The 26143-nt window shown below is 71.9% G+C and carries 25 protein-coding genes; 4 read left to right on the plus strand and 21 right to left on the minus strand.

Going from position 1 to position 26143, the window contains the following annotated elements:
• Nucleotides 1-15: 15 nt before the first annotated feature.
• Nucleotides 16-681, minus strand: a complete 666-nt coding sequence (locus tag ACFU97_RS05115) for a nitroreductase (RefSeq protein ID WP_384251025.1) — start codon at nucleotides 679-681, stop codon at nucleotides 16-18.
• A gap of 147 nt (nucleotides 682-828) precedes the next feature.
• Between ACFU97_RS05115 and ACFU97_RS05120 the strand changes: the two genes are divergently transcribed.
• Nucleotides 829-1479, plus strand: coding sequence for an FMN-dependent NADH-azoreductase (locus ACFU97_RS05120; RefSeq protein WP_384251027.1), 651 nt, complete (start codon nucleotides 829-831; stop codon nucleotides 1477-1479).
• Nucleotides 1480-1551: 72 nt separating this feature from the next.
• On the opposite strand, the gene ACFU97_RS05125 is transcribed toward ACFU97_RS05120, so the two are convergent.
• The 9 genes from ACFU97_RS05125 to ACFU97_RS05165 form a co-directional block, all read right to left on the minus strand.
• Complete coding sequence (locus tag ACFU97_RS05125; protein ID WP_384251029.1) at nucleotides 1552-2037, minus strand: MarR family winged helix-turn-helix transcriptional regulator; 486 nt, start codon at nucleotides 2035-2037, stop codon at nucleotides 1552-1554.
• A gap of 81 nt (nucleotides 2038-2118) precedes the next feature.
• Entirely contained in the window at nucleotides 2119-2631 is a 513-nt protein-coding gene (gene msrA, locus ACFU97_RS05130) for a peptide-methionine (S)-S-oxide reductase MsrA (RefSeq protein WP_384251032.1), read from the minus strand.
• A gap of 123 nt (nucleotides 2632-2754) precedes the next feature.
• Nucleotides 2755-3438 (minus strand): response regulator, encoded by a 684-nt coding sequence (locus ACFU97_RS05135; protein ID WP_384251034.1) that lies wholly within the window; start codon nucleotides 3436-3438, stop codon nucleotides 2755-2757.
• A gap of 151 nt (nucleotides 3439-3589) precedes the next feature.
• Nucleotides 3590-4780: a sensor histidine kinase gene (locus ACFU97_RS05140; protein ID WP_384251037.1), complete on the minus strand. Its 1191-nt coding sequence runs from the start codon at nucleotides 4778-4780 to the stop codon at nucleotides 3590-3592.
• Nucleotides 4777-5613 (minus strand): CPBP family intramembrane glutamic endopeptidase, encoded by an 837-nt coding sequence (locus ACFU97_RS05145; RefSeq protein WP_384251039.1) that lies wholly within the window; start codon nucleotides 5611-5613, stop codon nucleotides 4777-4779. Before ACFU97_RS05145 ends, ACFU97_RS05140 begins: the two co-directional genes overlap by 4 nt.
• A 163-nt stretch (nucleotides 5614-5776) precedes the next feature.
• Nucleotides 5777-6712: an ATP-grasp ribosomal peptide maturase gene (tgmB, locus tag ACFU97_RS05150; RefSeq protein WP_384251041.1), complete on the minus strand. Its 936-nt coding sequence runs from the start codon at nucleotides 6710-6712 to the stop codon at nucleotides 5777-5779.
• A gap of 17 nt (nucleotides 6713-6729) precedes the next feature.
• Nucleotides 6730-6921 carry a putative ATP-grasp-modified RiPP gene (tgmA, locus tag ACFU97_RS05155; RefSeq protein ID WP_384251043.1) on the minus strand — a complete coding sequence of 64 codons (192 nt, stop codon included), beginning with the start codon at nucleotides 6919-6921 and terminating at the stop codon, nucleotides 6730-6732.
• A 235-nt stretch (nucleotides 6922-7156) separates the two neighbouring features.
• The gene (locus ACFU97_RS05160) at nucleotides 7157-7654 is read right to left on the minus strand and encodes a hypothetical protein (RefSeq protein WP_384251046.1); all 498 of its coding nucleotides are present in this window, start codon (nucleotides 7652-7654) and stop codon (nucleotides 7157-7159) included.
• A gap of 76 nt (nucleotides 7655-7730) precedes the next feature.
• A complete protein-coding gene (locus ACFU97_RS05165) occupies nucleotides 7731-9377 on the minus strand; it encodes a phosphodiester glycosidase family protein (RefSeq protein WP_384251048.1) in 1647 nt (548 codons plus the stop codon).
• Between the two features lie 183 nt (nucleotides 9378-9560).
• On the opposite strand from ACFU97_RS05165, the gene ACFU97_RS05170 reads away from it, so the two are divergent.
• On the plus strand, nucleotides 9561-10691 hold the full coding sequence (locus ACFU97_RS05170; protein WP_384251050.1) for a serine hydrolase domain-containing protein: 1131 nt from the start codon (nucleotides 9561-9563) through the stop codon (nucleotides 10689-10691).
• On the opposite strand, the gene ACFU97_RS05175 is transcribed toward ACFU97_RS05170, so the two are convergent.
• The 3 genes from ACFU97_RS05175 to ACFU97_RS05185 all read right to left on the minus strand — a co-directional run bounded on the left by ACFU97_RS05175 (nucleotide 10651) and on the right by ACFU97_RS05185 (nucleotide 13097).
• A complete protein-coding gene (locus ACFU97_RS05175; protein WP_384251052.1) occupies nucleotides 10651-11454 on the minus strand; it encodes an SDR family oxidoreductase in 804 nt (267 codons plus the stop codon). The genes ACFU97_RS05170 and ACFU97_RS05175 overlap by 41 nt on opposite strands.
• Before the next feature lie 121 nt (nucleotides 11455-11575).
• The gene (locus tag ACFU97_RS05180) at nucleotides 11576-11959 is read right to left on the minus strand and encodes a VOC family protein (protein WP_384251054.1); all 384 of its coding nucleotides are present in this window, start codon (nucleotides 11957-11959) and stop codon (nucleotides 11576-11578) included.
• A gap of 97 nt (nucleotides 11960-12056) precedes the next feature.
• The gene (locus ACFU97_RS05185) at nucleotides 12057-13097 is read right to left on the minus strand and encodes an NAD(P)-dependent alcohol dehydrogenase (protein ID WP_384251057.1); all 1041 of its coding nucleotides are present in this window, start codon (nucleotides 13095-13097) and stop codon (nucleotides 12057-12059) included.
• A gap of 170 nt (nucleotides 13098-13267) precedes the next feature.
• Between ACFU97_RS05185 and ACFU97_RS05190 the strand changes: the two genes are divergently transcribed.
• Complete coding sequence (locus ACFU97_RS05190; protein WP_384251059.1) at nucleotides 13268-14182, plus strand: helix-turn-helix domain-containing protein; 915 nt, start codon at nucleotides 13268-13270, stop codon at nucleotides 14180-14182.
• Between the two features lie 39 nt (nucleotides 14183-14221).
• Here ACFU97_RS05190 and ACFU97_RS05195 read toward each other — a convergent pair whose 3' ends face one another.
• The 6 genes from ACFU97_RS05195 to ACFU97_RS05220 form a co-directional block, all read right to left on the minus strand.
• Nucleotides 14222-14992, minus strand: coding sequence for a group II truncated hemoglobin (locus ACFU97_RS05195; RefSeq protein WP_384251062.1), 771 nt, complete (start codon nucleotides 14990-14992; stop codon nucleotides 14222-14224).
• Between the two features lie 84 nt (nucleotides 14993-15076).
• Nucleotides 15077-18433, minus strand: a complete 3357-nt coding sequence (locus ACFU97_RS05200) for a S8 family serine peptidase (RefSeq protein WP_384251064.1) — start codon at nucleotides 18431-18433, stop codon at nucleotides 15077-15079.
• Nucleotides 18434-18578: 145 nt separating this feature from the next.
• Nucleotides 18579-19262: an ABC transporter ATP-binding protein gene (locus ACFU97_RS05205; protein ID WP_384251066.1), complete on the minus strand. Its 684-nt coding sequence runs from the start codon at nucleotides 19260-19262 to the stop codon at nucleotides 18579-18581.
• Nucleotides 19263-19306: 44 nt separating this feature from the next.
• A complete protein-coding gene (locus ACFU97_RS05210) occupies nucleotides 19307-20773 on the minus strand; it encodes an ABC transporter permease (RefSeq protein WP_384251068.1) in 1467 nt (488 codons plus the stop codon).
• A 147-nt stretch (nucleotides 20774-20920) separates the two neighbouring features.
• Nucleotides 20921-22192: an Ig-like domain-containing protein gene (locus ACFU97_RS05215; RefSeq protein ID WP_384251070.1), complete on the minus strand. Its 1272-nt coding sequence runs from the start codon at nucleotides 22190-22192 to the stop codon at nucleotides 20921-20923.
• A gap of 205 nt (nucleotides 22193-22397) precedes the next feature.
• Nucleotides 22398-22748 (minus strand): hypothetical protein, encoded by a 351-nt coding sequence (locus tag ACFU97_RS05220; RefSeq protein ID WP_384251072.1) that lies wholly within the window; start codon nucleotides 22746-22748, stop codon nucleotides 22398-22400.
• Between the two features lie 109 nt (nucleotides 22749-22857).
• Here ACFU97_RS05220 and ACFU97_RS05225 point away from each other — a divergent pair, with 109 nt between their 5' ends.
• Nucleotides 22858-23172: an LPXTG cell wall anchor domain-containing protein gene (locus ACFU97_RS05225; protein WP_384251074.1), complete on the plus strand. Its 315-nt coding sequence runs from the start codon at nucleotides 22858-22860 to the stop codon at nucleotides 23170-23172.
• A gap of 76 nt (nucleotides 23173-23248) precedes the next feature.
• On the opposite strand, the gene hutH is transcribed toward ACFU97_RS05225, so the two are convergent.
• Nucleotides 23249-24787: a histidine ammonia-lyase gene (hutH, locus tag ACFU97_RS05230; protein ID WP_384251141.1), complete on the minus strand. Its 1539-nt coding sequence runs from the start codon at nucleotides 24785-24787 to the stop codon at nucleotides 23249-23251.
• Nucleotides 24788-24908: 121 nt separating this feature from the next.
• Nucleotides 24909-26054 carry a diguanylate cyclase domain-containing protein gene (locus ACFU97_RS05235; protein ID WP_384251076.1) on the minus strand — a complete coding sequence of 382 codons (1146 nt, stop codon included), beginning with the start codon at nucleotides 26052-26054 and terminating at the stop codon, nucleotides 24909-24911.
• Nucleotides 26055-26143 lie beyond the last annotated feature (89 nt).

The raw sequence follows: 26143 nt of genomic DNA on the forward strand, positions 1-26143 counted from the left end.
GACCCCGCATGACCGTCAGTCGCCCACGAAGGTGACGGTCTCCTCGAGAGGGGCCCGGCCCGTGCGGCCGGGATCCTCCGCGGCGTCCGCGAACCCGATCGACATGCCGCAGAAGAGCAGGAGCTCGTCGGGGGGCGACAGGACCTCGGCGACGCTCCTGCGGAACTTCGCCCACGCCATCTGCGGGCAGCTGTGCAGCCCTTCGGCGCGCAGCAGCAGCATGACGGTCTGCAGATACATGCCGACGTCGGACCACTGGGCCGGGCCCATGGTGCGGTCGATGTAGCAGAACAGGGCCGCGGGCGCCCCGAAGCAGTCCCAGTTCGCGGAGGCGGCCCGCTGGCGCGCCTCCAGGTCCTCGCGCGGGATGCCGAGGGCGCCGTAGCGCTGCTCCCCGAAGGCCGACCGGCGCTCGCGGTAGGGGGACGTGAGCTCCGGCGGATACATCTCGTACTCCGGCTCGTCCCAGGGGTCTCCCGCGGCAAGGCGCTCGCCGGCGCGCTTCTTGATCTCGGCCAGCGGCCCTCCGGTCACCACGTAGGCGTGCCACGGCTGGATGTTCGAGCCGGACGGCGCCCATGCCGCGGCGGACATCACACGCTCCAACGACCCCTTCGGAACAGGCCGGCCGGTGAATCCACGCACCGCCCGCCGGGTCGTGACCGCCTCGTGGACATCCATGATCGCCTGCCTCCTCGACCGCTCGACACATCGCCTCCGTAGCGAACGAGATAGTATCACTCGATATCATCTCGTGTTTGACTACCGCCGAGCACGAATCACCGCCTCCGGTCCCCCGCCTGGGGCACCCCACCTTGGAGAACGTCCATGGCCACACTGCTGCACATCGACTCGTCCGTGTTTCCCGGCGAGGCGTCCTCGTCCCGTTCGGTCACGGCCGCCTTCCGCAGGACCTGGGAGGAGCAGCACCGGCGGGGCACGGTGGTCTACCGCGACCTCGCCGCCGACCCCGTCCCGCACATCACCGCCGCCGCCTGGGCGGCCGGCTACGCCGATCCGTCCGAGCGCACCCCGGAGCAGTCGGCGGCGTTCGCCGCGCGCGTGCGGCTCATCGAGGAGCTGGAGCGGGCGGACGCCGTCCTGATCGGGGCGCCGATGTACAACTTCTCGATCCCGTCGACGCTCAAGGCATGGCTGGACAGCGTGCTGCTGCTCGGCCGCACGGCGGGCGAGAACCCCTCCGCCAAGGGCACACCGGCCGTCGTGGTCGCCAGCCGCGGCGGCTCCTACGCGCCGGGCACCCCGCGCGAGGGCTACGAGTTCGTGCAGAACTATCTGGAGGCCGTCCTCGGGGGCGCCCTCGGCCTGAACCTCGAATTCATCGTCCCGGAGCTCACCATGGCCGCCCGCAATCCGGCGATGTCGGCACTGGTCCCGCTCTACGAGGCCTCCCGCGACCGCGCTTTCGCGCAGGCGGCCGCCCTGGCCGAGGAACTCGCGGAGCAGCTCGCCGCGTGACCCTCCGGGACACGAAGGCGGTGTGACGCCTCACTCAGGAGCGTCACACGGCGGCCTCGCCACCCGGGGCGTTCACGCGCCCTCGTCCGCGGGATGGGCGAACCGGGTCAGCAGCTCGGTCAGCCTCTCGGTCTCGGCCGGCTCCATGCCCGCCACGAGCCCCTCGGCCATGGGTCCCGCCGCCACGTGGACCGCGTCGAAGAGCTCGAGCCCCTGCGGCGTGATCTCCACCGCGCGCACCCGCCGGTCCCCCGGAACGCCCTTGCGCACGGCCAGGCCCTTGCGCTCCAGGTCGTCCACGACCCGCATGATCCCGGCCTTGTCCGTCCCCGTCGCCGCCGCCAGGTCCCGCTGCACCGTCGGCCCCTCGTTGACCAGCACGATCAGCACCGCGAAATGCCGCAGCTCGATGCCGTACGGCCGCAGGGCCTCCCCCATCACCGCGGCGGCCCGCCAGTGCGCACGGCGCAGCAGCAGGCCGAGGGCGAAGGGGGAACCGTCCCCGGGGCGGTCGGTTGCGCGCGTGGGGGTGGCTCCGGGCGGGACGTCGGCGGTCATACGGCCACGATACCGTCATCCGTTCGATCGATACCGTATCGCCTGAAACTACATCGGCTCACAGACGGACGCCGGCGGAGGTCAGCCCTCCGTACGGGTCGGCAGGCGCCAGCCCGGGCGGGGGAAGTGGCAGGTGTAGCCGTCGGGGTAGCGCTCCAGGTAGTCCTGGTGCTCGGGCTCGGCCTCCCAGAAGGGGCCGACCGGCTCCACCTCGGTGACGACCTTGCCCGGCCACAGGCCGGAGGCGTCGACGTCCGCGATGGTGTCCTCGGCGATCCGCTTCTGCTCGTCGTCCACGTAATAGATCGCCGAGCGGTAGCTGAGGCCGATGTCGTTGCCCTGGCGGTTCTTGGTGCTCGGGTCGTGGATCTGGAAGAAGAACTCCAGGAGCGCGCGGTAGTCGGTCTGAGTCGGGTCGAAGAGGATCTCGATGGCCTCCGCGTGCGTTCCGTGGTTGCGGTACGTCGCGTTCGGCACGTCACCTCCGGTGTATCCGACCCGGGTCGCCGTCACGCCCGGGAGCCGGCGGATCAGATCCTGCATCCCCCAGAAACACCCGCCCGCGAGAACGGCCCTCTGCGTCTGCGCAGCCATTACGACCCTCCATACCTCTCAGCCTGCTGATGCGGGCTACTCGGCCCGCCCGACCGGCGTCCTTCACCCACCCTGCTCAACGCCGGAGGGTTCCCTGCCATTCCGGCCCCCGCTCCGGCCCCGTCACGTCACCAGCCCGTGTCGGTACGCGTACACGACCGCCTGGACGCGGTCGCGGAGGTTCAGTTTGGTGAGGATGCGGGAGACGAAGGTCTTGACCGTCTCCTGGCTGATGACCAGGGCGCCGGCGATCTCGCTGTTGGAGAGACCGTCCGCGATCAGGCGCAGGACCTCCAGTTCGCGGGGGGTCAGCGGGATGTCGTCCGGGGTGCCCGCGGCGGGGCGGATCCTGGCGGCGTACCGGCCGACGAGCCGGCGCGTCACCTCGGGGGCGAGCAGCGCCGCGCCCGTGGCGACCGTGCGGATGCCGTGCAGGAGCTGGGCCGGGGGCGCGTCCTTGAGGAGGAAGCCGCTCGCGCCCGCGCGCAGCGCCTCGTAGACGTACTCGTCCAGGTTGAAGGTCGTCACCACGAGGACCTTCACCGGGTTCGCCACCGCGGCGCCGGCCAGCAGGCGGGTGGCCTCGATGCCGTCGAGCACGGGCATGCGTACGTCCATCACCACGACGTCCGGGAGGAGCCGGCCGGCGAGGTCGACGGCGCTCTGCCCGTCACCGCACTCGCCCGCCACCTCCAGATCCGGCTGCGCGTCGATGATCGTCACCAGTCCGGTGCGGATCAGGATCTGGTCGTCGCAGACCAGGACCCGGATCGGCGCGGCGCCGCTCCGCTCCCCCGCAGAGTTCACGACCGGCCCCTCGCAGATCTCGTCGCAGACCTCACGCCGCCCGTCGCCTCGGCCGACACCGCAGCCGACACCACGCGCCCCGCCTCGGCCGACACCGCAGCCGACGCCACACGCCCCGCCTCACCCGTCCCGCCCGGCTCCCCGACCCATCTCACAGGGAACCCCCGGCGGGAATCCGCGCTCGTACGCGGAAGCCGCCGTCCTCCCGTGGGGACGCGCTGAAGTCGCCGCCCAGGACGTCGACCCGCTCGCGCAGGCCCGCGAGGCCGCGGCCGCTGCCGCCGGGGGACGTGGCACCCGAGCCCGTGTCGTCCGTGGTGACCTCCACGGTGATCTCCTTCGTGCCGTGGCTGACCTGGACCGAAGTGCGGCTGCCGTGGGCGTACTTGAGGGCGTTCGTCAGGGCTTCCTGGACGACGCGGTAGGCGACGAGGTCGGCGCTGCCGGTCGACGCCGCCGGGGTGCCCTCCTCGGTGAACTCCACCGGCTGCCCGGCCCGGCGGGTCTGCTCGACGAGCGTGAGGAGACGGCCGACGGCCGGCGTCCGCGCCTCGGCGCCGTGGTCCATGCCGTGATGGACGCCACCGTCCGTGCCGTGGTCCGGGTTGAGCAGGTCGAGCAGGTGCCGCAGGTCGGTGATGGCGCGGCGCCCGGTGTCCGAGACGGCGGTCAGGGCCTGGTCCAGGCGGTCGGGTGCGGCGGTCAGATAGCGCGCCGCCTCCGCCTGGACGACCATCGCCGTCACGTGGTGGGTCACCACATCGTGCAACTCGCGGGCGATACGGGCGCGTTCGGCGGCGCGGGTGTCCTCGGCGACCCGGCGGCGGCGCTCCGCCTCCGCTGCCCGGCCGGTGCGCAGCCACGCCCCGGCGCCCCAGCCGAGCGTCGCCAGCAGGTAGAACGTGACGAACTCGCTCACCGGCTCGCCCGAGCCGAGCCGGGCGAGCGCGACCGCCAGCACCACGTACGCCGCGGAGAACAGCAGCGCGGCGGCGCGCCGGTGCCGTTCCAGACGAAGTCCCGTACTCACCAGGGCGATCAGCAGCGCGGTGCCCGCGACCAGGTGGTAGCCGCGCAGCTGGTCGGCGGCGAAGCCGAGCGACACCAGCGCGAGGCAGAGGGCCGGCCACCGGCGGCGTACGGCGAGCGGCAGGCACTCCAGGGCGAGGACCGCGGCGGCCCCCGCGTCGAAGGGCCGGTCCGCGACGCCGCCGAGCCGGGTCCCGTGCCGCTGGAACACCGGCAGCAGGGACGCGGCGAGGAGCAGCACCCCGAGCGGGAGGTCCCGGACCGTGACGTCGAGCCGGCGCCAGAGGTCCGGGAACCGCCGAAGAGCGATCACCGGGAAACTGTAGCGGTCGCGTCAACCTCGTTGTTCTTACGGCGACTTGGCACCAGGTGGCCGCGCCGGCGGGCCAGCCGCATGAACACGATCGTCGCCAGCGTTCCGAACAGCACCGCGTACAGGCTGCCCTCCGGGCCGAAGTCGCCGCCGGTGAGCAGCCTGGAGCCCGACACGGTGGCGTCCAGCAGGCCCTGCTTGGTGCCGTTGCCGGAGACCTCGGTGCTGAAGATGCCCGACTCGGCGAAGTTCCAGCCGAAGTGCAGGCCGATCGGCAGCCACAGGCTGCGGGTGGCCACGTACGCCGCCCCGAGCATGCCGCCCGCCTCGACGGCGATGGCGAGGGCACCCCACAGCGTCGCGTCCGGGTTGAACAGGTGCATCAGGCCGAACAGCACACCGGTCAGCGTCAACGCGATCCAGGTGCCGAAGCGCCCCTCCACGATCCTCAACAGGACGCCGCGGAACAGCAGTTCCTCGGTCGCGGCGGCCGCGGCCATGAAGCCGACCACGCCCACGGCGCCGCTCACCGAGCCCAGGCCGTGGACGTCGTAGTCCCCGAGCAGCGCCAGGTTCAGGATGACGGCGCCGAACAGCGCCACGCCGAGCAGCGCGCCGCGGCCGACGGCGCCGCGGGCGCCCTCCCGCGCGAGTTCCGTGACCGGGCGGTGCTCGGTCCTGCGTACCACCCACCGGTAGACGAGCACCGCGAGCACCGCGGTCGACGTACCCAGGATCAGCGTCAGGAACGCGTTGTCCTGCACCGCCGCGACACACTGCCCGCCGATGAACGCGACCGCCGCCACGGCCGCGAGCTGCCAGATCAGCCTCATGGGAATCCCCTCCGCACCATCCGCGGCCGGAGCGCCGCGGCTGCCCTGAACGCTAGGGATCCCGCGGCCCGGGATCGTCACCGTGCGGTGGACACCTGCGTGTAGCTCGCACGGGGGACAGAGGCGGCCGGGGCCCTCGCTCCACGGCCGCGGCTCCCCCCGGCTACCGGCCCGCCTCGTCCCGGCCGAGCCACGCGGCCACCGCCGCGGCGATCGGCAGCCCCGTCTCCAGTTCGACGAAGCCGAACTGGCCGCTCTGGTTGCACTCCAGGAACCACCAGACGCCCTCCTCGTCCTCCGCGAAGTCGAAGGCGGCGTAGGCCAGTCCGGCGAGCGCGACGTACGCGCGCACCGCCTCGGCGATGCGCTCGGGCACCGGGACCGCCCGCCAGGCGTGCTCGGTGTCGCCGTAGCGGCCGTCGATCTGGCCCGGTCCCGCGGTCTTCTGCGCGGCGAACAGCCGGGAGCCGACGCAGGTCAGCCGGATGTCCGCGCACTTGGGCACGTACCGCTGCAGCAGGGCGGGGCCGGCCGCGACGGCGGAGAAGTCGACATCGCGGCCGATCAGCGAGGTCGGCAGGGTCAGCCCGGGTTCACCGGGCGGCGGTCCCGAGGCGGACTTCACCACCACGTCCCCGTGCTCCTCGGCGAACTGCCGTGCCACCCGCGGGACCGTGGTGAAGACGGTCGGCGGTACGGCGAAGCCGCTGCGGTGGGCGGTCCGCAGCTGCCACGGCTTCAGGCGAGCCCGCTCGGCGTTGCGCGGATGGTTCATCCACCGCGGGGCGGCGGAGAAGAGCATGCCGAACAGTGCCTGCCGGGTCTCGGCGGTCAGCCACGGCGAGGGGTGGGCCGCGTGTGCTGCCGGCTCGCCGGGCCTGCGCACCCACACGGCGCGCAGGTCCCCCATCTCGAGCAGGCGCCCGTTCACCGACAGGTGGCCCTCGAAGGCGCCGTTCGCGTAGTGGGCGGACAGCACGGCCCTGCCCGGTACGTCGGCGGGGTCCATGCGCACGAACGGGGTTTTCGCCGCGTGCAGTTCGGCCACCACCATGTCGGCGGTCACGTCCTCCTCGGACGTGAGGATCAGTACGGTCATCCGGTCGCGGGCGGCCGTCAGTCGTCGAAGTGGGTCTGGGAACCGGCGGTGGACGTGGTCGTGCCCACCGCCAGCAGCAGGTCCGGGTCGCTGACGGCCGGTCGGCCGTCAGGCAGCACGTTCAGCTGCCGCGCCTCGTCGAAGCGGTACGGCGTCACCACCGGCCGAAGCCCCTGGTACGAGGCGTAGTTGAGGGTGAACGGACGCACTCTGAAACCTCCATGCACGGTGCCTGCGTGCGCTCCCCGCGCATGCGCGCGCCGGAAGTCGCAGCTTTCTGTCGGGCGGGGAGGGTCATCATGTGCGCCGGTCCTTCACATCAGAAGCACCGGCGGGCACATCTCCCCCACAGAACACACATCGGATGAGGCATCAGATCTGTCACAGCCCGAGCGGACGGCCAGGTTCTCAACCGCCTCACCGCTCGCGCCGCGTCACGCCGCGTCATGCCGCGCGGCGCTGCTCCTGGACGGCCTTCATGAGGTCCTCCATGGCGGACCGGGCCTCCTCGTCGCGCCGGTCGTCGATCGCGGCGAGGGCGGCGGCCGCGGCCTCCCGGATCCGGTGGGGAAGGCCGTCGGCGGCCGTCAGCCGGTAGGCCGCCTTGCGGCGCGCGACGCGTTCGGCGGCGTCCACCGCGTCGGGGCCGGACAGCGGGAAGACGGCGGCGCGGTAGGCCGATATCCCGAGCACCATCATGTCCGCGATGCCGTCGGCGTATCCGAGCGCGGCGGCCTTGCCCTGGCCCTCCCGGATGGTCTCGATCATCCGGCGCCGGGACAGGATCGTGCCCACAGCCCCGCCGCCTCCCAGGGACAGGGCGCAGGTGACGGCGAGGAACGGCCCGTCCCACGCGTAGCCGGTGAATCCTCCGAGGATCGCCAGCGCGACGGTCCACGCGGCCGCTGTCCGGGCGCTTATCTGCTCGGCTGTGGTGTCCATGACCGCAGTCTTCCAGCCGGTGCCCGCCGTCCCGGCGCGGGGTGGACCGCGGGCGCCGGGGCGGCGGGGGCGGGCGTCAGCCGGCGTCGGCGGGCAGCACCTGCACCGTGTCCCCGACCGGCCGCTCGCCCGTCGCGTCCGAGGGGTGGTTGGCGAGGATGCCGCGCACGGCCATCGTGGTGGAGCCGCCGCCGTCCAGGTTCAGGGCCTGCACGGCGCCGAGCGAGCGTATGAACAGGGCTTCCTCGTAGAGGGTGAAGCCCTCGCTGCCGTCGGTCCGACGGCCGTCGACCGTGGCCAGGATCAGCCGGCCCCGGCCGTCGACGCCCGCCATGGTGCGCGGCTGGCGGGTGTTGGCCCAGGCATAGCCGAAGGAGAGGTCCTGCGGGTCCACCACGCCCTCGGCGGCGGCGTCGATGGCGATACGGCCGTCGCGCACCAGGGTGGGCGCCGCGCTCACGACGGAGTCGCCGCCGTCGAGTGCGACGCGGCGGCCGGCCGCGTCGCGGACGTCCTCCCGCACCAGGACGTGCCGTCCGGGGACGGCGTGATCGGTCAGCCAGGCCGCGGCCGTGCCGATGCCCTGCAGCACGCTCCCGCCCGCCGGTACGCGTCCGCCCCGCGCGCCGGCCGAGACCACCCGGCCGTCTTTGTCGAGCACGGCCTGCACGCCCGCGCCGGTGGGCAGGTCCGCGCCGAACGCGGGGGTGAAGCGGACCAGGTCGTCGGTGAGCCGGCAGGTCACGTCCTGCCAGGGGTGCTCGCTCGGGGTGGCGCCGGGGCGGCCGCAGTCGCGCACCAGCGACGGGACGCGGTTGATGCCCTGGATCGCGTAGGAGGACGTGCCGGCCCGGGCGGTGGCGGTGGTCGTCAGGTCGGCGACGCGGACGTGGCGGCCGCGGTCGCCGAGGATCAGGGCGGCCCGGGAGCCGGCCGCCATCGAGCCCAGCCGGCCGTCGTAGGCGCCGAGTCCGGAGATGGTGCCCTGGACTCCGTCGGCGTTCGAGGTCACGAAGAAGCCGCCGTTGACGGCGACCAGCGAGTGCAGGCCGGCGGCGACCGACGAGGTGGTCTCGCGCCGGGCGACGTCGCCGTCGTGCGTGCCCTCGACCGTGCCCTTGAAGCGATGGGGGTCGATCACCGCGACACGGATGTTCTCGCGGTCGGCGGGCTGCTGGACGTCGTATCCGGTCCAGGCGACGGCGGTGTGGAAGCCGGCCGCGGTGACCGCCTTCGCGGTGGACTGCGCGTCGGTCTGGGCGGCGAAGGCGCCGATCCGCACCCGGAAGCCCATCACGCCGTGCGGGGTGTCGGCGTAGTCCGGCCAGCGGACGCTCTCGGTGCGCGGGGCGTATCCCGCCTCGCGCAGCGTGCGGGCCGTGGTCTCGGCCCAACTGCGGGTTCCCACCTCGGCCCAGGCCGCGGCGCCGGTCAGCCGGCTGGTGGCGGGCGCCTGGACGGTGACGGTCCAGGTGTGGGTGACGTCCGCGTGCCGGACGGTGCCGGTGCGCAGCTCCACGCCGGGCGCGAGCGTCTCGGTCGACCACTGGGCGGTGGCCGCGACCGCCGCCGTGCCGGCGGGGGCGGCCAGCGCCGGGGCCGGGACACCGGCGGGGACGGCGACGGCGAGCAGCGCGGCGGCACCGAGACCGGCGCGGGTGCGGGCGGTCGTGCGGGTGCGGCCGGTGGAGCGGGGGGATCTGCCGAAGGCACGGTGATTCATGGCTTCCTCACGGCTCGAACGCGGTGACGGCCTGGTGGGTCAAGGTTCTTCGGCCCTGTGCGCCCACCATCCCAGACGGCCTGGCCGACTCCCGGCGCTCCGGAACATGAAGTCCGGGCAAGGGCCGGGGGAACGGCGGGAATTCGGTTGCTCCGCGCTCCGCGATGCGCGCTAATGCCTCGCATGGCAGACATTCAGGGCTTCTACGACGACCTGTTCATCGCGGTGCCCCGTGCGCTCGGCGAGCTGCTGGACGGCGGGGACGCGGGCGGCTCGGTGGCGGTGTTCGTCGACGGGGAGCCGGTCGTGGACGTGTGGGGCGGCTACGTCGACGCCGGGCGGACCGTGCCGTGGGAGCGGGACACGATCGTCAACGTGTGGTCCGTCACCAAGACGATGACGGCCCTCGCCGCGCTCGTCCTCGCCGATCGCGGCGACCTCGACCCGGACGCCCCGGTGGCCCGCTACTGGCCGGAGTTCGCCGCGGCGGGCAAGGACGGGGTGCTCGTGCGGCATCTGCTCTCGCACACCGCCGGGCTGCCCGACTGGGACGGACCGGTCGAGGAGCTCTACGACTGGACGGCCGCGACCGCGCGCCTCGCCGCCCGGGCCCCGCGGTGGGAGCCCGGCAGCACGGCCGGGTACCACTCGCTCACCCAGGGGTTCCTGGTGGGCGAGGTCCTGCGGCGGATCACCGGGCGCAGCGTGGGCGAGTTCTTCGCCGCCGAGGTGGCCGGGCCGCTGGGCGCGGACTTCCACATCGGGCTGGCCGCCGAGCACGACCGGCGGGTGGCCCTCGCCGTGCCCCCGCCCGGACACGACGACGACTACACGGCGGGGGCGGCGGGCAGCGGCCCGTCCGGCGGGGGCACGCCCGGCAGCACCACACCCGCCGGCACCGCGATCCGGCTGCGCGACGGCAACAGCGTCGCCTGGCGGCGTGCGCAGATCCCCGCGGCGAGCGGCTTCGGCAACGCCCGGTCGGTCGCGCTCGTGCAGTCGGTCATGGCGTGCGGAGGGACGGTCGGCGGCGTCCGGCTGCTGTCGGAGAAGGGCCGCGACCGCGCCTTCCAGGAGCAGTTCGACGGCGAGGACCGCATCCTCGGCATGCCGGTGCGCTGGGGCCTGGGCTACGGGCTGTTCGGCACCACCTACGGCTGGGGCGGCTGGGGCGGCTCGCTGGTGATGATCGAGCCCGAGTCGCGGACGGTGGTGGCGTACGTGACCCAGCAGATGCGCGAACCGGGCGCCGACAACCGGGGGTTGGAGATCGTCATGGCCGCCTACGACGGTCTCCTCGGACTGCGGGGCTGACCGCGAGGAACTCCTCCCACGTCCGCTTCCCGGTCTCGGCACCCTCCAGGGTGAGGTTGTCCCCCGCCCGGTAGGCCCGCCCGGCCTTGCCCGGGATGCGGATCGGCAGCCTGGGGCGCGGGCGCCTGCCGCGGAGTTCGAGGTAGGGGCGGACCAGGGCGGGGATGTCGTAGAGGCCGGGGCCCGCCAGGTCCGGGACCCGGCCGGCCGGCTCGCCGAGGCTCAGCTCCACCAGCCTGGCGGCGACTTCGCGTGCGTCGACGGGCTGCAGGCGCAGGCCGCCCGGTGACGGCAGGACGGGGAGCTTCACCATCTTCTCCACCATGACCAGCGCGAGGTCGTGGAACTGGGCCGCGCGCAGGGTCGTCCACGGGATGCCCGAGTCCGCCACGGCCCGCTCCGCGTCCAGCTTGGTGCGCATCCAGGTCAGCGGGACGCGGTCGGCGCCGATGACCGAGATGTACACCAGGTGCCGTACGCCGGCCGGTCCGGCCGCCCGCAGCAGGGTGCGGGTCGCCTCGTCGTCGCCCTTCTGGCCGCCCGCGAGATGCAGGACGGTCTCCACTCCGGCGACGGCGGCGTCGACGCCCTCACCCGTGAGCAGATCTCCGGTGACGTGTTCGAGGCCCTCCGCCGCCGGATGCGCGGACCGGCTCAGTACGCGCACGTCGCGGCCGGCCGCCCGGAGGAGGGGGACCACCTGGCGGCCCAGGGTGCCGGTGCCGCCGGTCACCAGGACGGGGGACATGAGGGGTGGGGTCATGATGCACAGCTCCCGAGATCTTTCGCCGTCGTATGCCTTCGCTGCCATGACCCCTGGCCGCGGAGGTGTGTGACAGGTCGGCGGAAGCAATTTCCGGGAGCGTGCCGGGCCGGGCCGAAGATCAACTCCCGCTGCCGTACGGCCTGGTGATGATCTCCAGGCTGTGGCCCACGGGGTCCTCGAAGTACGCGCCGCGCCCGCCGTCGTTGCGGTTGATCTCGCCGGGGCGGTGGTGGAAGGGGTCCGCCCAGTAGTCCAGGCCGGCCTCCCGGATGCGGGCGAAGATCGTGTCGAACTCGTCCTCCGACACCAGGAACGCGTAGTGCTGCGGGGTGATCTCGTCGCCGGCGTCCATGTAGTCGAGGGTCACGCCGTTCGGTATCTGCACGGGGACGAAGGGGCCGTACTGCGGGCTCACCTCCAGCCCGAGGATGTCGGCGAGGAACCTGGCCGACCTCTGCTTGTCGTGCGCGGCAACGATCGTGTGGTTCAGCTGCACGGTCATCGTGGGCCTCCTCGGGCCCAAGATACTGCGGCACGCCGAGGCCCCCGGCAGCTCGTGCCGGGGCCCTCGGACCACCTGCGCCGATCCGTCGTGCCGGTCAGATCGTCGCGGTGTCGATCACGAACCGGAAGCGGACGTCGCTGGCGAGCACCCGCTCGTACGCCTCGTTGATCTGGTCGGCGCGGATCAGCTCGATCTCGGCGCCGAAGCCGTGCTCGGCGCAGAAGTCCAGCATCTCCTGGGTCTCCCGGATGCCGCCGATGCCGGAGCCGGCGAGGGTCTTGCGGCCGCCGATCACCGAGAAGAGGTTGAGCCTGACGGGCTCCTCGGGGGCGCCGACGTTCACGAAGGCGCCGTCCGTCTTCAGCAGGGCCAGGTACGCGTCCAGGTCCAGCGGGGCCGAGACCGTGGAGAGGATCAGGTCGAAGCTGCCCCTGAGGTCCGCGAAGGTCTGCTCGTCACTGGTCGCGTAGTAGTGGTCGGCGCCCAGCTTCAGGCCCTCGTCCTTCTTGCGCAGGGACTGCGAGAGCACCGTGACCTCGGCGCCCAGCGCGTGCGCGATCTTGACGCCCATGTGGCCGAGGCCGCCCATGCCGAGGATCGCGACCTTCTTGCCGGGGCCGGCGTTCCAGTGGCGCAGCGGGGAGTACGTGGTGATGCCGGCGCACAGCAGGGGCGCGGCGACGTCGAGGGCGAGGCCGTCGGGGACGCGGACGACGAAGTTCTCGTCGACGACGACCTTCTGCGAGTAGCCGCCGTAGGTGGGCTCGCCGTCCTTGCCGACGGCGTTGTACGTGCCGACGTTGCCGTTGAGGCAGTACTGCTCCAGGCCGGCCCGGCAGTTCTCGCACTCGCGGCAGGAGTCGACCATGCAGCCGACGCCCACGCGGTCGCCGACGGCGAACTTGGTCACACCGGGGCCGACCTCGGAGACGATGCCCGCGATCTCGTGGCCCGGGACCATCGGGAAGATCGCCTCGCCCCAGCCCTCGCGGGCCTGGTGGATGTCCGAGTGGCAGATGCCGGCGAACTTGATGTCGATCAGGACGTCGAACTCGCCGACCGGTCGCCGCTCGATGGTGGTGCGCTCCAGCGGAGCCTTCGCGGCGGGTGCGGCGTACGCAGCAACAGTGGTCATGCCGAGGGGTCTCCTAGCAGTGGTTACCGCCCGGCTGCCTTCCGACCGGGCATGTCCTCGAGCCTGCTGCATCGCGCGGCGTCCACCCAGCCCACGGCTTTGCGTACGTCTGCCGTGCCTACCACCGACGGGGTCAGGATGGTGTGCGTACGACGGTGAATACTTGACGTATGGACGAACAGCCCGAACCCGTGCACGAGCCCTCGGCGGCTCTGGACCGGCGTGCCGAGCTCAGCGAGTTCCTGCGCACCCGGCGGGCCCGGCTGAAGCCGGAGGACGTGGGGCTGCCGGACTTCGGGCGGCACCGTCGGGTGCCGGGGCTGCGGCGCGAGGAGCTGGCGCAGCTGGCGGGCGTCTCGGTGGCGTACTACACGCGCCTGGAGCAGGGCAACGGGCGGAACGTGTCGGCCGAGGTGCTCGACTCGATCGCGCGGGCGCTGCGGCTGACCGACGCCGAGCACGCCCACCTCACGCATCTCGCGAAGCCCAAGCAGCACAAGAAGAAGCCGGCGGCGCGCACCCAGCAGGTGCGGGGTGCGCTGCGGCAGCTCCTGGACACGATGGACGGCTCGGTGCCGGCGTACATCTCCGGCCGGCGCTCGGACATCCTCGCCTGGAACCGGATGGCGGCGGCCGTCTTCGGCGACTGGTCGGAGCTGCCGGCGCAGGAGCGGAACTGGGCCCGGCTGGTGTTCCTGAGGCCCGAGTACCGCGATCTCTACGTGGAGTGGGAGCAGAAGGCGTACGACATCGTCAGCTTCCTGCGGATGGATGCTGGCTGCTACCCGGACGATCCGCGGCTGTCCGCGCTGGTGGGCGAACTCTCCGTGAAGAGCGAGGAGTTCAGACGGCTGTGGGCAACGCACGACGTCAAGGAGAAGAGCTACGGCGTCAAGCGGCTGCGGCATCCGCTGGTGGGCGAGCTGACCCTGAGCTTCGAGTCGTTCCGGCTGGCCGACGACGACGGACTGGCGCTGACCACGTACCACGCCGAACCGGGCACGCCGTCGGCCGAGGCCCTCAGACTCCTGGCGAGCTGGGGCGCGGACGCGACCCGCGCGGGCCATTCGACACCGTCCGCCTGAGCCCTCGCCCGGCGTCGGCGTAGCCACCGGCCTCGGGAGTCATCCGGTGTAGGGCGGCATCGCCCCCCACCCCCACTTCGGTACCGGCTGGTCCGCCGGGGGCTTTGCGTCGGGGCCCGAGAAGTAGCGGGCCAGGCGGGTTCCCCACTCGATGTAGGCCACGAAGGCCGAGCGGAACTCCGGGTCCGTCGGCAGGCCCGCCTCGTCCGCCGCGTCCTGGACGAGGTTGACCCAGCGGCGGCGCTGGGGCTCGGTGATGTTCCTGCCGAAGTGCTTGGCGACCATGTGGCCGTGACCGCCCTGGGTGAGGGAGTAGGCGGCCGGGCCGCCGAAGACCTCGGCGAGCCAGAGCGCCACGTGCTCGGGGTGGTCGGGCCCCATGTCGGCGAAGAGCGGCGCGAGGAGGTCGTCCTTGAGGACCTTGTCGTAGAAGACCGAGGTCAGCCGGGAGAAGGCCGCCTCGCCGCCCGCCCAGTCGTACAGGCTCGGCAGGGACGAGCCCCGGCCGCGCACGGTGGTCGGTTTGTAGTGGCGCATCTCCTCGATGTTCTCGACGTACGGCCGGATCTCGGCGAGGAAGCCGGGGAACAGGTCCGAGTTGCGGAACCCCTCGAGGTGGTCCTCGGTCGAGGTCCAGGTGATGCGCAGAATGTAGTGCCCGAAGTCCTCCTCGCAGCGCGCCAGTTCGTAGTCGACGCACTGGGGGGCCGCCGCCAGCTGGGACGCGGCGCGGGTGTAGGCGGCGAGGAACTCCGCCGAGCGGTCCTCCGGGATGCGGTACCGGATGTATTCGACGGTCTCTTGAGTCATGCGTTCACACAAACACGGACCGCCCGCCGGAGGCTGCGCTTCCGGCGGGCGGTTCGCTGTCGGCTCACTCGGTGTACGGGCGGCTCACCTGCCGGCGTACGCGTCGTAGATCGAGAGCGTCGACCTGTTGCCCTTCTTGTCGGAGATCCTCGCGTGGAAGGAGATGGTCTTCCCCTTCGCCGGGTTCTTCACCTTGATCTTCCCGTGCACGACCTCGGCCTTCTGCCAGGTCTTGCCGTGGTCGTAGGACACGGTCACCGCGAGCGATCCGAGGTTGGCGCCCTTGGCCGAGCCCTCGACGATCACCGGGATGCTCACCGTCTTCCCGGCCTCGACCCTGCTGCCGAGGTCCGTGGCCGCCGCGAAGCGGACCGTGGAGGCGGCGAGCTTGGCCACGCCGGACGGCTTCTTCGAACGGAACGTCCAGCTCGCGTCGATGCGGGTGGTGGCCGCCGCGACCTTGGTGCTGCGCAGGACCGAGGTGGTGAGCCGGTAGTCCGCCTCGCCGGCGGGGACCTTGAAGGCCTTCTCGCCGAAGAGCGGGTCGTCGTTGGAGCCGACCTTGGCGCTGTTGCGGTACAGCGTGGTGTGCGCCCCGGCGAAGACCGAGGAGCCCGCATGGGTGCTGCCGTCGGAGTACAGCGGGATCACGCCGTAGATGTTGTTGCCGTCGCGGTAGAGGCCGAAGTCGGCGTTCAGGTGCGGTCCGAAGACGGCCGTGTTGAACTTCTTGGCGTAGGTGCTGCCGTCCTTGAAGGTCTGCGCCGCGCCGATCGTGTACGCCGCCTCGGTGATCGGGAAGCCGTCCGCGTCGGTGCCGCCGTACTGCTCGAACTCCATCTCCCACCGCACGCCGTTCAGGGTCGACAGGTGCAGTTTGCGGGTGCCGGGCAGCGTCTCCGCGATGCCGATCGAGGAGGCGCCGCTGCTGAACGGCAGCCAGCCCACGGCGTCGATCGCGCCCTTCTTGCCGCTCGCCGAGGCGCCGAGGCCGACGTCGACGGTGGCCAGCTCGGCGGCCTTCCAGTGCTTGGTGTAGCCGGTGGCGAGCTGCTTGACGACGGAGCCGCTGGTGACGTCGTACTGCTCGTGCGCGCCCTTGGTCCAGTGACCGTCCCACTGCTGGGTCAGCGAACCGTCGGTGATCTGCGGACCGAGGCCCCTGGAGCGGAAGTTGGCGTAGGAGTCCAGGAGCCAGCCGAAGCCGTAGCCGGACTCGGCGGTCGTGACGTCGTACCCGGGCGACGCGAACGCCGGCTTGGCGGCGGCGTCCGGCACGGTGATGTCGACGGGCTTCGCGGTACGGGCGTCCAGCGTGATCGTCGTGTTCCTGGTGACGCTCAGCTTCGGCTGCGCCAGCCAGTCGATGCCCTTGGCGGCGTCCTCCGGGTCCACGAAGACGCTGGTGTCGAGGACGTAACCGCCCCTGGGAACCCGCGCCGTGACGGTCCCGGAGGCGTCGTAGGGCGAGAAGAACTTGTCCCTGCCGAGGCCCGAGACACCGGCCAGGCTCGCCGAGTAGTACTTGGCCGGGCTGCCGTCACGGCCCACGAACTTCAGCTTGACGTCGTACGACTCGACCTCGCGCTGCACGGCCGCGGCGGTGCGCACGCTCTGGCCGCCGCCCGTCGCCGTCACGTACGCGGAGTACGCGCCGTCGAGCGTGCCGCCCAGCTTGGTGTTGGCGGTCAGGTCGACCGAGGCCTTGCCGCCGGCCGGGACCGTCACCTTCGCCGCGCCGAGCTTGAAGAAGCCCGCCGGGGCCGCATGGCCCTTGGGGTCGGTGGCGCTCGCGGCCAGGTTCAGTGTGACGTCCTTGGTGCCGAGGTTGTGGTACGTCAGCTGCCTGGTGAGCGGCTTGTCGTCGGTGTGCGGCCACTGGGCGGTGCCGAAGCTCGCCGACACCGGGTCGGCGACCACCGACTGCTTGATGGCCCGGTCGACGGCGATACGGCCCGAACCCTGCTGGAACGGCGTGTACGGGCCGCCCTTGGCCGATCCGGTCAGCGCGCCCTTCAGCTCGGCGAACTTCCAGTCCGGGTGCTGCTGCTTGAGCAGCGCCGCGGCGCCCGCCACGTGCGGGGTCGCCATCGACGTACCGGAGATGGTCAGGTAGCCGGGCGGGTTCTCGCCGACCTCCTTGTCGATGACGCTGCCGGGGGCGGCGGCCGCGGTGATGTCCACGCCCGGAGCCGTCACGTCGGGCTTGATCTGGCCGTCGAGACCGGGGCCGCGGCTGGAGAACGACGCCAGCTTGTCATGGTCGTCGACCGCGCCGACGGTGAGGGCGTCGGCGGCGCTGCCCGGGGAGCCGATGGTCTGCTCGCCGAAGTCGCCGTCGTTGCCCGCCGCGATCGCGAACAGGATGCCCTTCTGCTCGGAGAGCTTGTTCACCTCGGCCTCGAGCGGGTCGATGCCGGGGGTGTCGCCGCCGCCGAGGCTGAGGTTGACCACGTCGGCGCCCTGCTCGGCCGCCCACTCCATGCCGGCCAGGATCTGGGAGTCGTCGCCGGAGCCGCTGTCGTCGAGCACCTTGCCGTTGAGCAGCTTGGCGTCCGGGGCGACACCCTTGTACTTGCCGCCGGACTTCGCGCCCGTGCCCGCCGCGATGGACGCGACGTGCGTGCCGTGCCCGAAGTGGTCGGTGGCGTCGGCGGCGGTGGAGAAGTTCTTCGCCGCGACGACCTGGCCCTTGAGGTCGGGGTGGGTCGCGTCGATACCGGTGTCCAGGACCGCGATCCTGACACCCTTGCCGGTGTAGCCGGCGGCCCACGCCTTCGGTGCGCCGATCTGCGGCACGGACTTGTCGAGGCTGGCCCTGCGGACCCCGTCCAGCCAGACGTGCGCGATGCCGGAGGCGGTCCGGTCGCCGTCGGTGACCGCGCGCCACAGCTCGGCGGTGTCCTGCCGCGGTGTCTGCACGGCGTCGGCGTTGAGGGCGGTGAGGCGCTCGCGGAGCGTGCCCGCGTCCCGGACACCGGCCCTGGCGGCCGGGGCGGCGCCCTGGTAGCCGACGATGACCTTCAGGCCGTGCTTCTGGGAGGCGCGGGTGGTGGCGCGGTTCAGCTCGGTGACGTCGAACAGCCGCCGGTCGACCTTGCCGGTCGCGATCAGCCGGGCGACGTCGGCGGGGACGACCAGGGTGTGGCCGTCGGCCCTGCGTATCTGGACGGGTATGTGCTCGCGGCCCTTCGCGGGCTCCAGTGCGACCACCCGGCCCTTGGCGTCGACGGCGACGCGGTCGCCGGTGATCAGGGTGATGCGGTGCCTGGCGGTAAGCGAGGCGGCCTTCGCCGAGGCGGACTTCGGGAAGGCGGCCGCCGAAGTGGCGCCCGCCTGCTCCGACTTGGCCTGCGCCGGGCTGGTCGTTCCCGCCGCGAGGGCCACTGCCGCCGCCGCGGCGACGGCGGACGCGCATGTTCTTTTCAGTTGTCTGCGCAAGTCTCCCCCTGGAGATGAAGTACCGGGCACGTTCCCCTGTTCACCCGGCCGGGGGTGGTCTCGCACGCTTGCGCGTACACCCCCCGGATCACGCAGTATGCCGGGGGGTGATCAGCCACCTCAAGAGATGAGAGAAAGGTGAGAGCTACGCTCCCGCGTTCTCCTTCACGGTGATCCTGCCCTTGCGGATCGTCGCCAGACGCGGGGCCTTCTTCGCGATGGCGGAGTCGTGGGTGACCATGATGAAGGTCAGCCCGAGCTCCTTCCACATGCGCTCCAGCACCTCCATGATCTCGTCGCGCATCGACTCGTCGAGATTGCCGGTGGGTTCGTCGGCGAGCAGCACCTTGGGCTCCTTCACCAGCGCCCGCGCGATGGCGACGCGCTGCTGCTGGCCGCCGGACATCTCGCCGGGCAGATGCCCGAGGCGCTCGCCGAGACCGACCGACCGCAGGGCCTCGGCCGCCCGTTCGCGGCGCTCCTTCGCCTGCACGCCCAGGGGTACGAGGGCCGTCTCCACGTTCTCCTGGGCGGTGAGGGTGGGGATGAGGTTGAAGCTCTGGAAGACGAAGCCGATGTTCTCGCTGCGGACCTTGGTCAGCCGGGCCTCGGACAGCTTCGCCAAGTCCGTTCCGTCCAGGACGACTTCACCGGCCGTGGGCCGGTCCAGGCCGCCGAGCATCTGGAGCAGGGTGGACTTTCCGCCGCCGGTGGGGCCCTGGATGACGAGGCGGTCCCCGTCCGCGATGGCCAGGTCTGCGGAGTCCAGGGCGGTCACGGTCTCCCGGCCCCGGGTGTAGCGCTTGGTGACGCCTCTGAGTTCGTACATGGGGTGGCTCCTGGTGGGTTCGTGGGTGGGATGCCGGGCGGGCGCTACTCGACGCGCCGCAGCGCGTCCGCGGGGCGCAGCCGCGAGGCCCGCCAGCCGCCGAAGGCACCCGCGACGAGACCGCCGGCCACCGCGAGGGCGACCGCCAGGGCGATGGTGGTGAGGCTCACCGGCGCGGTGAGGGCGACCTCCAGGGTCTTCGCCGCCTGCCGGCCAGGGCCGCCGCCGAAGCCGCCGCCTCCGCCGAAAGCGCCGCCACCGGGGCCGGCGTTGCCGCCGCCTCCGCCGCCGCCCAGGCTGGCCTGGAGCGTGGGGCTGACGGCGGTGACGGCGTAGGCGCCCGCGAGGCCCAGCGCGATGCCGAGGACGCCGCCGACCAGGCCGTTGACCACGGCCTCGCCGACGACCTGCCGGGTCACCCGGCCCGACTTCCAGCCCAGCGCCTTGAGCGTGCCGAACTCGCGCACCCGGCGGGAGACGGCGGAGGAGGTGAGCAGTCCGGCGACCAGGAAGGCGGCCACCAGCACGGCGATGGACAGCCACTTGCCGACGTTGGTGGCGAGGGAGGACGCCGTCGACAGGGAGCCGGAAACGGTGTCCGCGAGGTCCGCGGAGGTGGTGACCGTCGTACCCGAGACGTTCTTCTGGATGGTCGACTTGACCGCCGAGATCTGCTGGGAGTCGGTCGCCTTGACGTAGATCGTGGTGACCTTGTTCTTCTGGCCGGCCAGCGTCTGGGCCTGCTTCAGGGGCATGTACAGGTTGGCCGCCGAGTCACCGCTGTCGGCCGTCGCGATGCCGATGATCTGGTACTTGACCTTGTTGATGGTGACGCTCGAACCGACCTTGTACTTCTTCTCCTTGGCGTACGCCGAGTCGGCCACCAGCACCTTGGCGTCGGTCTCGGTCGTCTTGAAGGCACGGCCGCTGGTGATCTTCGACGAGGTCAGCGGGCCGAGTCCGGCCTGGCTGACGTCGGTGCCGTAGACCGAGAAGGAGTTGACGTCGAAGTTGGCGCCGCCGCCCTTCACCTCGCCCTGGGGCTGGCCGCCGCCACGGAGGCCGCCACTGCCGCTGCCGGGCTTCTGCTGGAACTGGCCGCGGGTGAACTGGCCGTTGATCTTGACGACGTTGAGGCTCAGCCCGCCGACGGCGCTCGAGACACCCTTCTGGTCGCCGACCTTGGAGACGGTGCTGGACGACAGCGTGGTGAAGCCCTGCACCATGACCCGGTCGCTGCTCTGCTGCGAGTCGTCGTCGCTGCCGCGCGCGTCGAACTGGAAGCGCGGGCGCTGCGAGCTGGAGGCGGACGGTGTCGCGGCCTTGGTGACCGTCATGTCCGTACCCAGTCCGTAGAGCGACTGGAGGACTTTGTCCTGCGCCTTCCCCATGCCGTTGGACACGGAGTTGACCACGATGACCAGCGCGATGCCCAACGCGAGGCCGGAGGCGACGACGAGGGCCGCCTTTCTGCGGCGGCGCAGTTCGCGCCTCAGGTAGGTGAAGAACATGGCCGCAAGGTAGGGACGGCGCGTGATGCTTGGATAAGGCCGGCATAAGAGATGCATGAGAAGGCTGTGACCGCCCCTTGCGCAGCCCCGGAAACACCGATGCCGCCCCTGAGGGCGGCATCGGAGAAGCTGTGGGCCGACGGTGGGTCAGACGGCCGAACCGGCCTTCCAGGCCGCCCAGCTGAGGTTCCAGCCGTTGAGGCCGTTGTCCGGCTGGACCGTCTTGTCGCCGGTGTTGGAGACCACCACGACGTCGCCGACGATCGAGCTGTTGTAGAACCAGTACGCCGGGGTGCCCTTGTCGTTGGCGCCCTTGGTGTCCGACAGGCCCACGCAGCCGTGGCTGGTGTTCACGTTGCCGAAGACCGACTTCGCGCCCCAGTAGTTGCCGTGGATGAAGGTGCCGGAGTTGGTGAGGCGGATGGCGTGCGGCACGTCCTTGATGTCGTACTCGCCCTTGCCGTCGTCGTCGGTGAAGCCCACGGTCGCGCCGTTCATGCGCGTCTCCTTGAACTTCTCGGACATGACCATCGTGCCGTTGTAGGTCTTGTTGTCCGGCGAACCGGCCGAGATCGGGATGGTCTTGATCGTCTTGCCGTCCTGCGTGACCTTCATCTGCTTGGTCTTGGCGTCGACGTAGGAGACCTGGTTGCGGCCGACGTGGAAGGTGACCGTCTTCTGCTGCACGCCCGTGACACCGGAGGCGCCCTCGACACCGTCGAGCGCGAGCTTCAGCGTGACGGTGGAGTTCTCGGTCCAGTAGCTCTCGGGGCGGAAGTCGAGGCGGTTGGCGCCGAACCAGTGGCCGACGACCTCCTGGCCGCTGCTGGAGGTGACCGTGATGCCCTTCTGGACCGCGGCCTTGTTGGTGATGGCCTTGTCGAAGTTGATCGACACCGGCATGCCCACGCCGACGGTCGAGCCCTGCTCCGGGGTGAAGTTGCCTATGAAGCTGTTGGTCGGCGAGACCGTGGTGAACGAGGCGTTCTCGTGCGCGACGCGGCCGTCGGAGTCCTTGGCCTCGGCGGCGACCTTGTAGGTGGTCGAGCGCGCCAGCTGGGTGCTGGGCTTCCAGCTGAGCTTGTCCGCGGACAGCTGGCCGGCCACCGCGGTGCCGTCGGCGGTCTTCATCGTCACACCGGTGAGCGTGCCCTTGCTGACGGTGACGGCGGCCGAGTTGTTGATGGAGGCGTTGTCCGAGCCGTCCTTCGGCGTGATCTTGATCTCGGCCTCGGAGGACTTCTTGGCCGCCGCCTCGTCGGCCTTGGCCTGCGAGGTGTCCTTGCCCTTGGTGCCCGAGGCGTCGTTTCCGCCGCCACCACCGGAACACGCCGTAAGGGCCAGCACCCCGCCGAGCAGTGCGGACGCGACGGTCAGGCCGTTGCGCCGCTTACTGTTCGTCATCACACGCTTCTCCATCGTTGCCGATTCCCCGGAAAACCCGACCAGTCCCCGTTGAAGAACTTCAACGCTACGACCGGTTCGTCCCGTTCCACAGAGCCCGGATATGTGGGGCACGCCACGTCGGACGGGGCGGGTGGTGCGGGAATCGGTCAGTGCGCCGCTTGAGACGACGAAACCCCGGACGGTGGTTGCCGCCCGGGGCCACGAATGTCCCGAGCCGCTAGGAGCCGATGCCGACCCTCTCGTCCTCGTCGTCGTCAGCATCATCCTCGTCCAGGTCCCAATCCGGCGAATCGGGGTCGTAGTCGACGGTCTCGCTGGACCACGAGGCCTGCGCGAGCTCCACCCCGGGCACGGCGTTGACCAGGTCGAACGGATCCACCAGGAACGCCAGGGCCTCCGCGGTGTCTTCCGTCACAGCCTCCTCGGCGTGCGCCCGCTCGTCGGCCGGCACGTCGTCCTCGTCGGCGAGACGCCGCAGCGCCGCCTCGGTGACCGCGCCGGGGTCGTCGATCTCGACGACCAGTTCCACCCGGAGGCGGACAAAACGTGATGTCTCTTCAGTGTTCATGCCCGGAGCGTAAGGCCCATCGCTCCCGTGACTTTCCTGTGACCCGCGCCTTTCACTAACATCGCTCCACACGGCCAATTCGCCAGCGCCACAAGGGGATCGATATTCCGTGTCATCCGCTCGCCGTCCGTTGCTGACCGCCACCGCCGCAGGGACCCTCCTGTGCGCCCTGTGGTTCGTTCCCTCCGCCAACGCGAGCGGGGAGCAGCCGGCGAGAACAGCGCCCGCGACGACCCCGACCTCCGAGGTCACCACCCAGGCACGGGTGGCGTCGACGACCGCGGACAGCCCCGCCGAGGACACCCAACTCGCCGACACCGGAAGCTTCGACACCACTCCGTACGTCGTCGGCGGCACCCTCTTCCTCGGGGTCGGCGCCGGCTTCGTGGTCTATTCGGTACGCCGCGAACGCCTGGGCTTCTGAGCGCACAGGACACCGAGGGGCCCCGCCGCGCACACGGCAGGGCCCCTTCTCTCTTCTGCGGCTGCTTTGCGTACGGCTACCGCAGCGGGCCGGTGACGCCCTCGACCGCGGCGACCAGCCGCCCGTCCCGCACGAACGCGTCCGCGGCGGCGAGATCGGGGGCGAGGAAGCGGTCCGGACCGGGCCCCTGGACGCCCGCGGCCCGGGCGGCCGTGATGACCGCCCGCGAGGCGGGGGCGGGGGCCAGGCCCTCGCGCAGCTCGATGGCGCGCGTGGCCGCGTACAGCTCGACGGCGACCACGCGGGTGAGGTTGTCGACGGCCGTGCGCAGCTTGCGGGCGGCCGACCAGCCCATGGAGACGTGGTCCTCCTGCATGGCGGAGGAGGGGATCGAGTCGGCCGACGCCGGCACGGCCAGCCGCTTCAGCTCGCTCACCAGCGCGGCCTGCGTGTACTGGGCGATCATCAGCCCGGAGTCGACGCCCGCGTCGTCGGCCAGGAACGGCGGCAGGCCGTGGCTGCGGTTCTTGTCGAGCAGCCGGTCGGTGCGGCGCTCGGCGATGGAGGCCAGGTCGGCGGCGGCGATGGCGAGGAAGTCGAGGACGTAGGCCACCGGGGCGCCGTGGAAGTTGCCGTTGGACTCGACCCGCCCGTCCGGCAGCACGACCGGGTTGTCCACGGCCGAGGCCAGCTCGCGCTCGGCGACCGTGCGGGCGTGCGCCATGGTGTCCCGGCCGGCGCCGGCGACCTGCGGGGCGCAGCGCACCGAGTAGGCGTCCTGGACGCGCGGGGCGTCGTCCTGGTGGTGCCCGGTGAGCTCCGAACCCTTCAGCACGGCCAGCATGTTGGCGGCCGAGGCACCCTGCCCGGGGTGCGGGCGGATGGCGTGCAGCTCGGGGGCGAGGACCTTGTCGGTGCCGAGCAGCGCCTCGAGGCTGAGGGCGGCCGTGATGTCGGCCGACTTGTAGAGCCGGTCCAGGTCGTCGAGGGCCATGATCAGCATGCCGAGCATGCCGTCGGTGCCGTTGAGGAGGGCGAGGCCCTCCTTCTCGCGGAGCTCGACGGGGGCGATGCCGTGCTCGGCGAGCAGCTCGCCGGCGGGGCGGACCGTTCCGTCCGGGCCCTCAGCCTCCCCCTCTCCCATGAGGGTCAGCGCACAGTGCGACAGGGGCGCGAGGTCGCCGGAGCAGCCGAGGGAGCCGTACTCGTGGACCACCGGGGTGATCCCGGCGTTGAGCACGTCGGCCATGGTCTGCGCGACCTCGGGCCGGACACCGGTGTGCCCCGAGCAGACGGTCTTGAGCCGCAGGAACATCAGGGCCCGTACGACCTCACGCTCCACGCGCGGCCCGAGGCCCGCCGCGTGCGAGCGGACGATGTTGCGCTGCAGCTGGGCCCGCAGCTCCTGGCTGATGTGCCGGGTCGCCAGGGCGCCGAAGCCGGTGCTGACGCCGTAGACCGGCTCGGGCTTGGCCGCCAGCGCGTCCACGATCTCGCGGGCCGCGGCGAGCGCCGCGACCGCCTCCCCCGACAGCTCGATCCGGGCTCCGCCGCGCGCCACGGCGAGCACGTCGGACGCGGTCACCCCGGACGTCCCCACCACCACAGTGTGCATATCCATATTCAGGAGCGTACGCAGTGAAGACGAAGATGTCACTACTGGGTCGGCGTTACGCCCCTTACAGGATCGGACAGCGCCGACAGGGCCGAGCAGGCCGGGAGGGGGGCGGCGGGAGTCAGCCGCGGCCCCGGAACTGGCGCCGCTCGGCGGGGTCCTGGACCGAAGGGGTGTCGACCAGCCGCATCACCGGATCGTCGGGGCCCTCCCGGCCCGCCACCACCGGCCGGTCCGCACGCAGCGCCTTCGCACGGTACTGGGCGGCGTCCGCCAGCCGGAACAGCCGGCGGGCGGACCGCACCGGGCCGATCGGGTCGCCCGTGGAGGCCACCCCGCAGGCGACGCCTTCCCCGAGCTCCAACTCCGCGGCGCGGCGGCACAGTTCGTCGGCCGCCTTGGCGGCCTCGTCGGCGGACGGCCCCACCGCCAGCAGGCAGAACTCGTCGCCGCCGAGCCGCGCGGCGAGCGCGCCCGGCAGCATCGCCCCGCACAGGGACAGGACCGAGCCGAAGCGTTCGAGGAGGCGGTCGCCGACGGCGTGGCCGCGGGTGTCGTTGACCTGCTTGAGGCCGTTGAGATCGCAGACGACGAGGCTGACGACCGTACCGTCCGCGCGGTGCGCCTCGACGGCCTCGTCCAGCTTCACGTCGACCGCGCGGCGGTTGGCGAGGCCGGTGAGGGCGTCGGTGTAGGCGAGCCGCCGCACCTCCTCCAGCCGCTCGGCCTGGGCGATCCCGGCGGCCACGACGGCGGCCAGGACGGTGGCGAAGTCGGCGTCGGACCGCTTGAAGACGGGGGCACCGGCGGGGCGGGCGACGTAGAGCTCGCCCCAGGCGCGCCCGTGCAGCACGATCGGCGCGACGACGCAGCTGCCGCGGCCGCGCCGGCGCAGGGCGGCGACGCGCTGGTGGACGTAGCCGGGGCGGCCGCCCGCGGCGGGCCCCTGCGCCGTCTCCACCCAGGCGTCGGGCTCACCGCCCCCGGCCCAGCGCTCGTGCAGGAACTCGGTGATCTCGGGGAACTGGTGCACGGGGTAGGACTCGTCCTCGGGGAACTCGTCCTCGCCCTCGGCACGCTCCCCCACGTTCACGAGGACCCGCAGCCGGCCGAGCTCCCGCTCCCACACCGACAGCGCGGCGAAGCTCCCGCCCAGCGCACGGCAGGCACCGGCCGCGGCCGAGCGCCACGCCTCGTGGGACCCGTGGGCCGCCGCCATCCCCTGCGCCAACGCGACCACGGCCGCGAGCCGCTTGTCCTCACCCATCACTCCAGGTTAGGGATGTTTGGGGCGTTTCGGGTCATTGGTACGGCGGTGGGGTGAGCGTCACCCATGCCGGCCGCGGTGCTCATCTC

Source organism: Streptomyces sp. NPDC057616, assembly GCF_042800575.1.
Classification (GTDB): Bacteria; Actinomycetota; Actinomycetes; order Streptomycetales; family Streptomycetaceae; genus Streptomyces.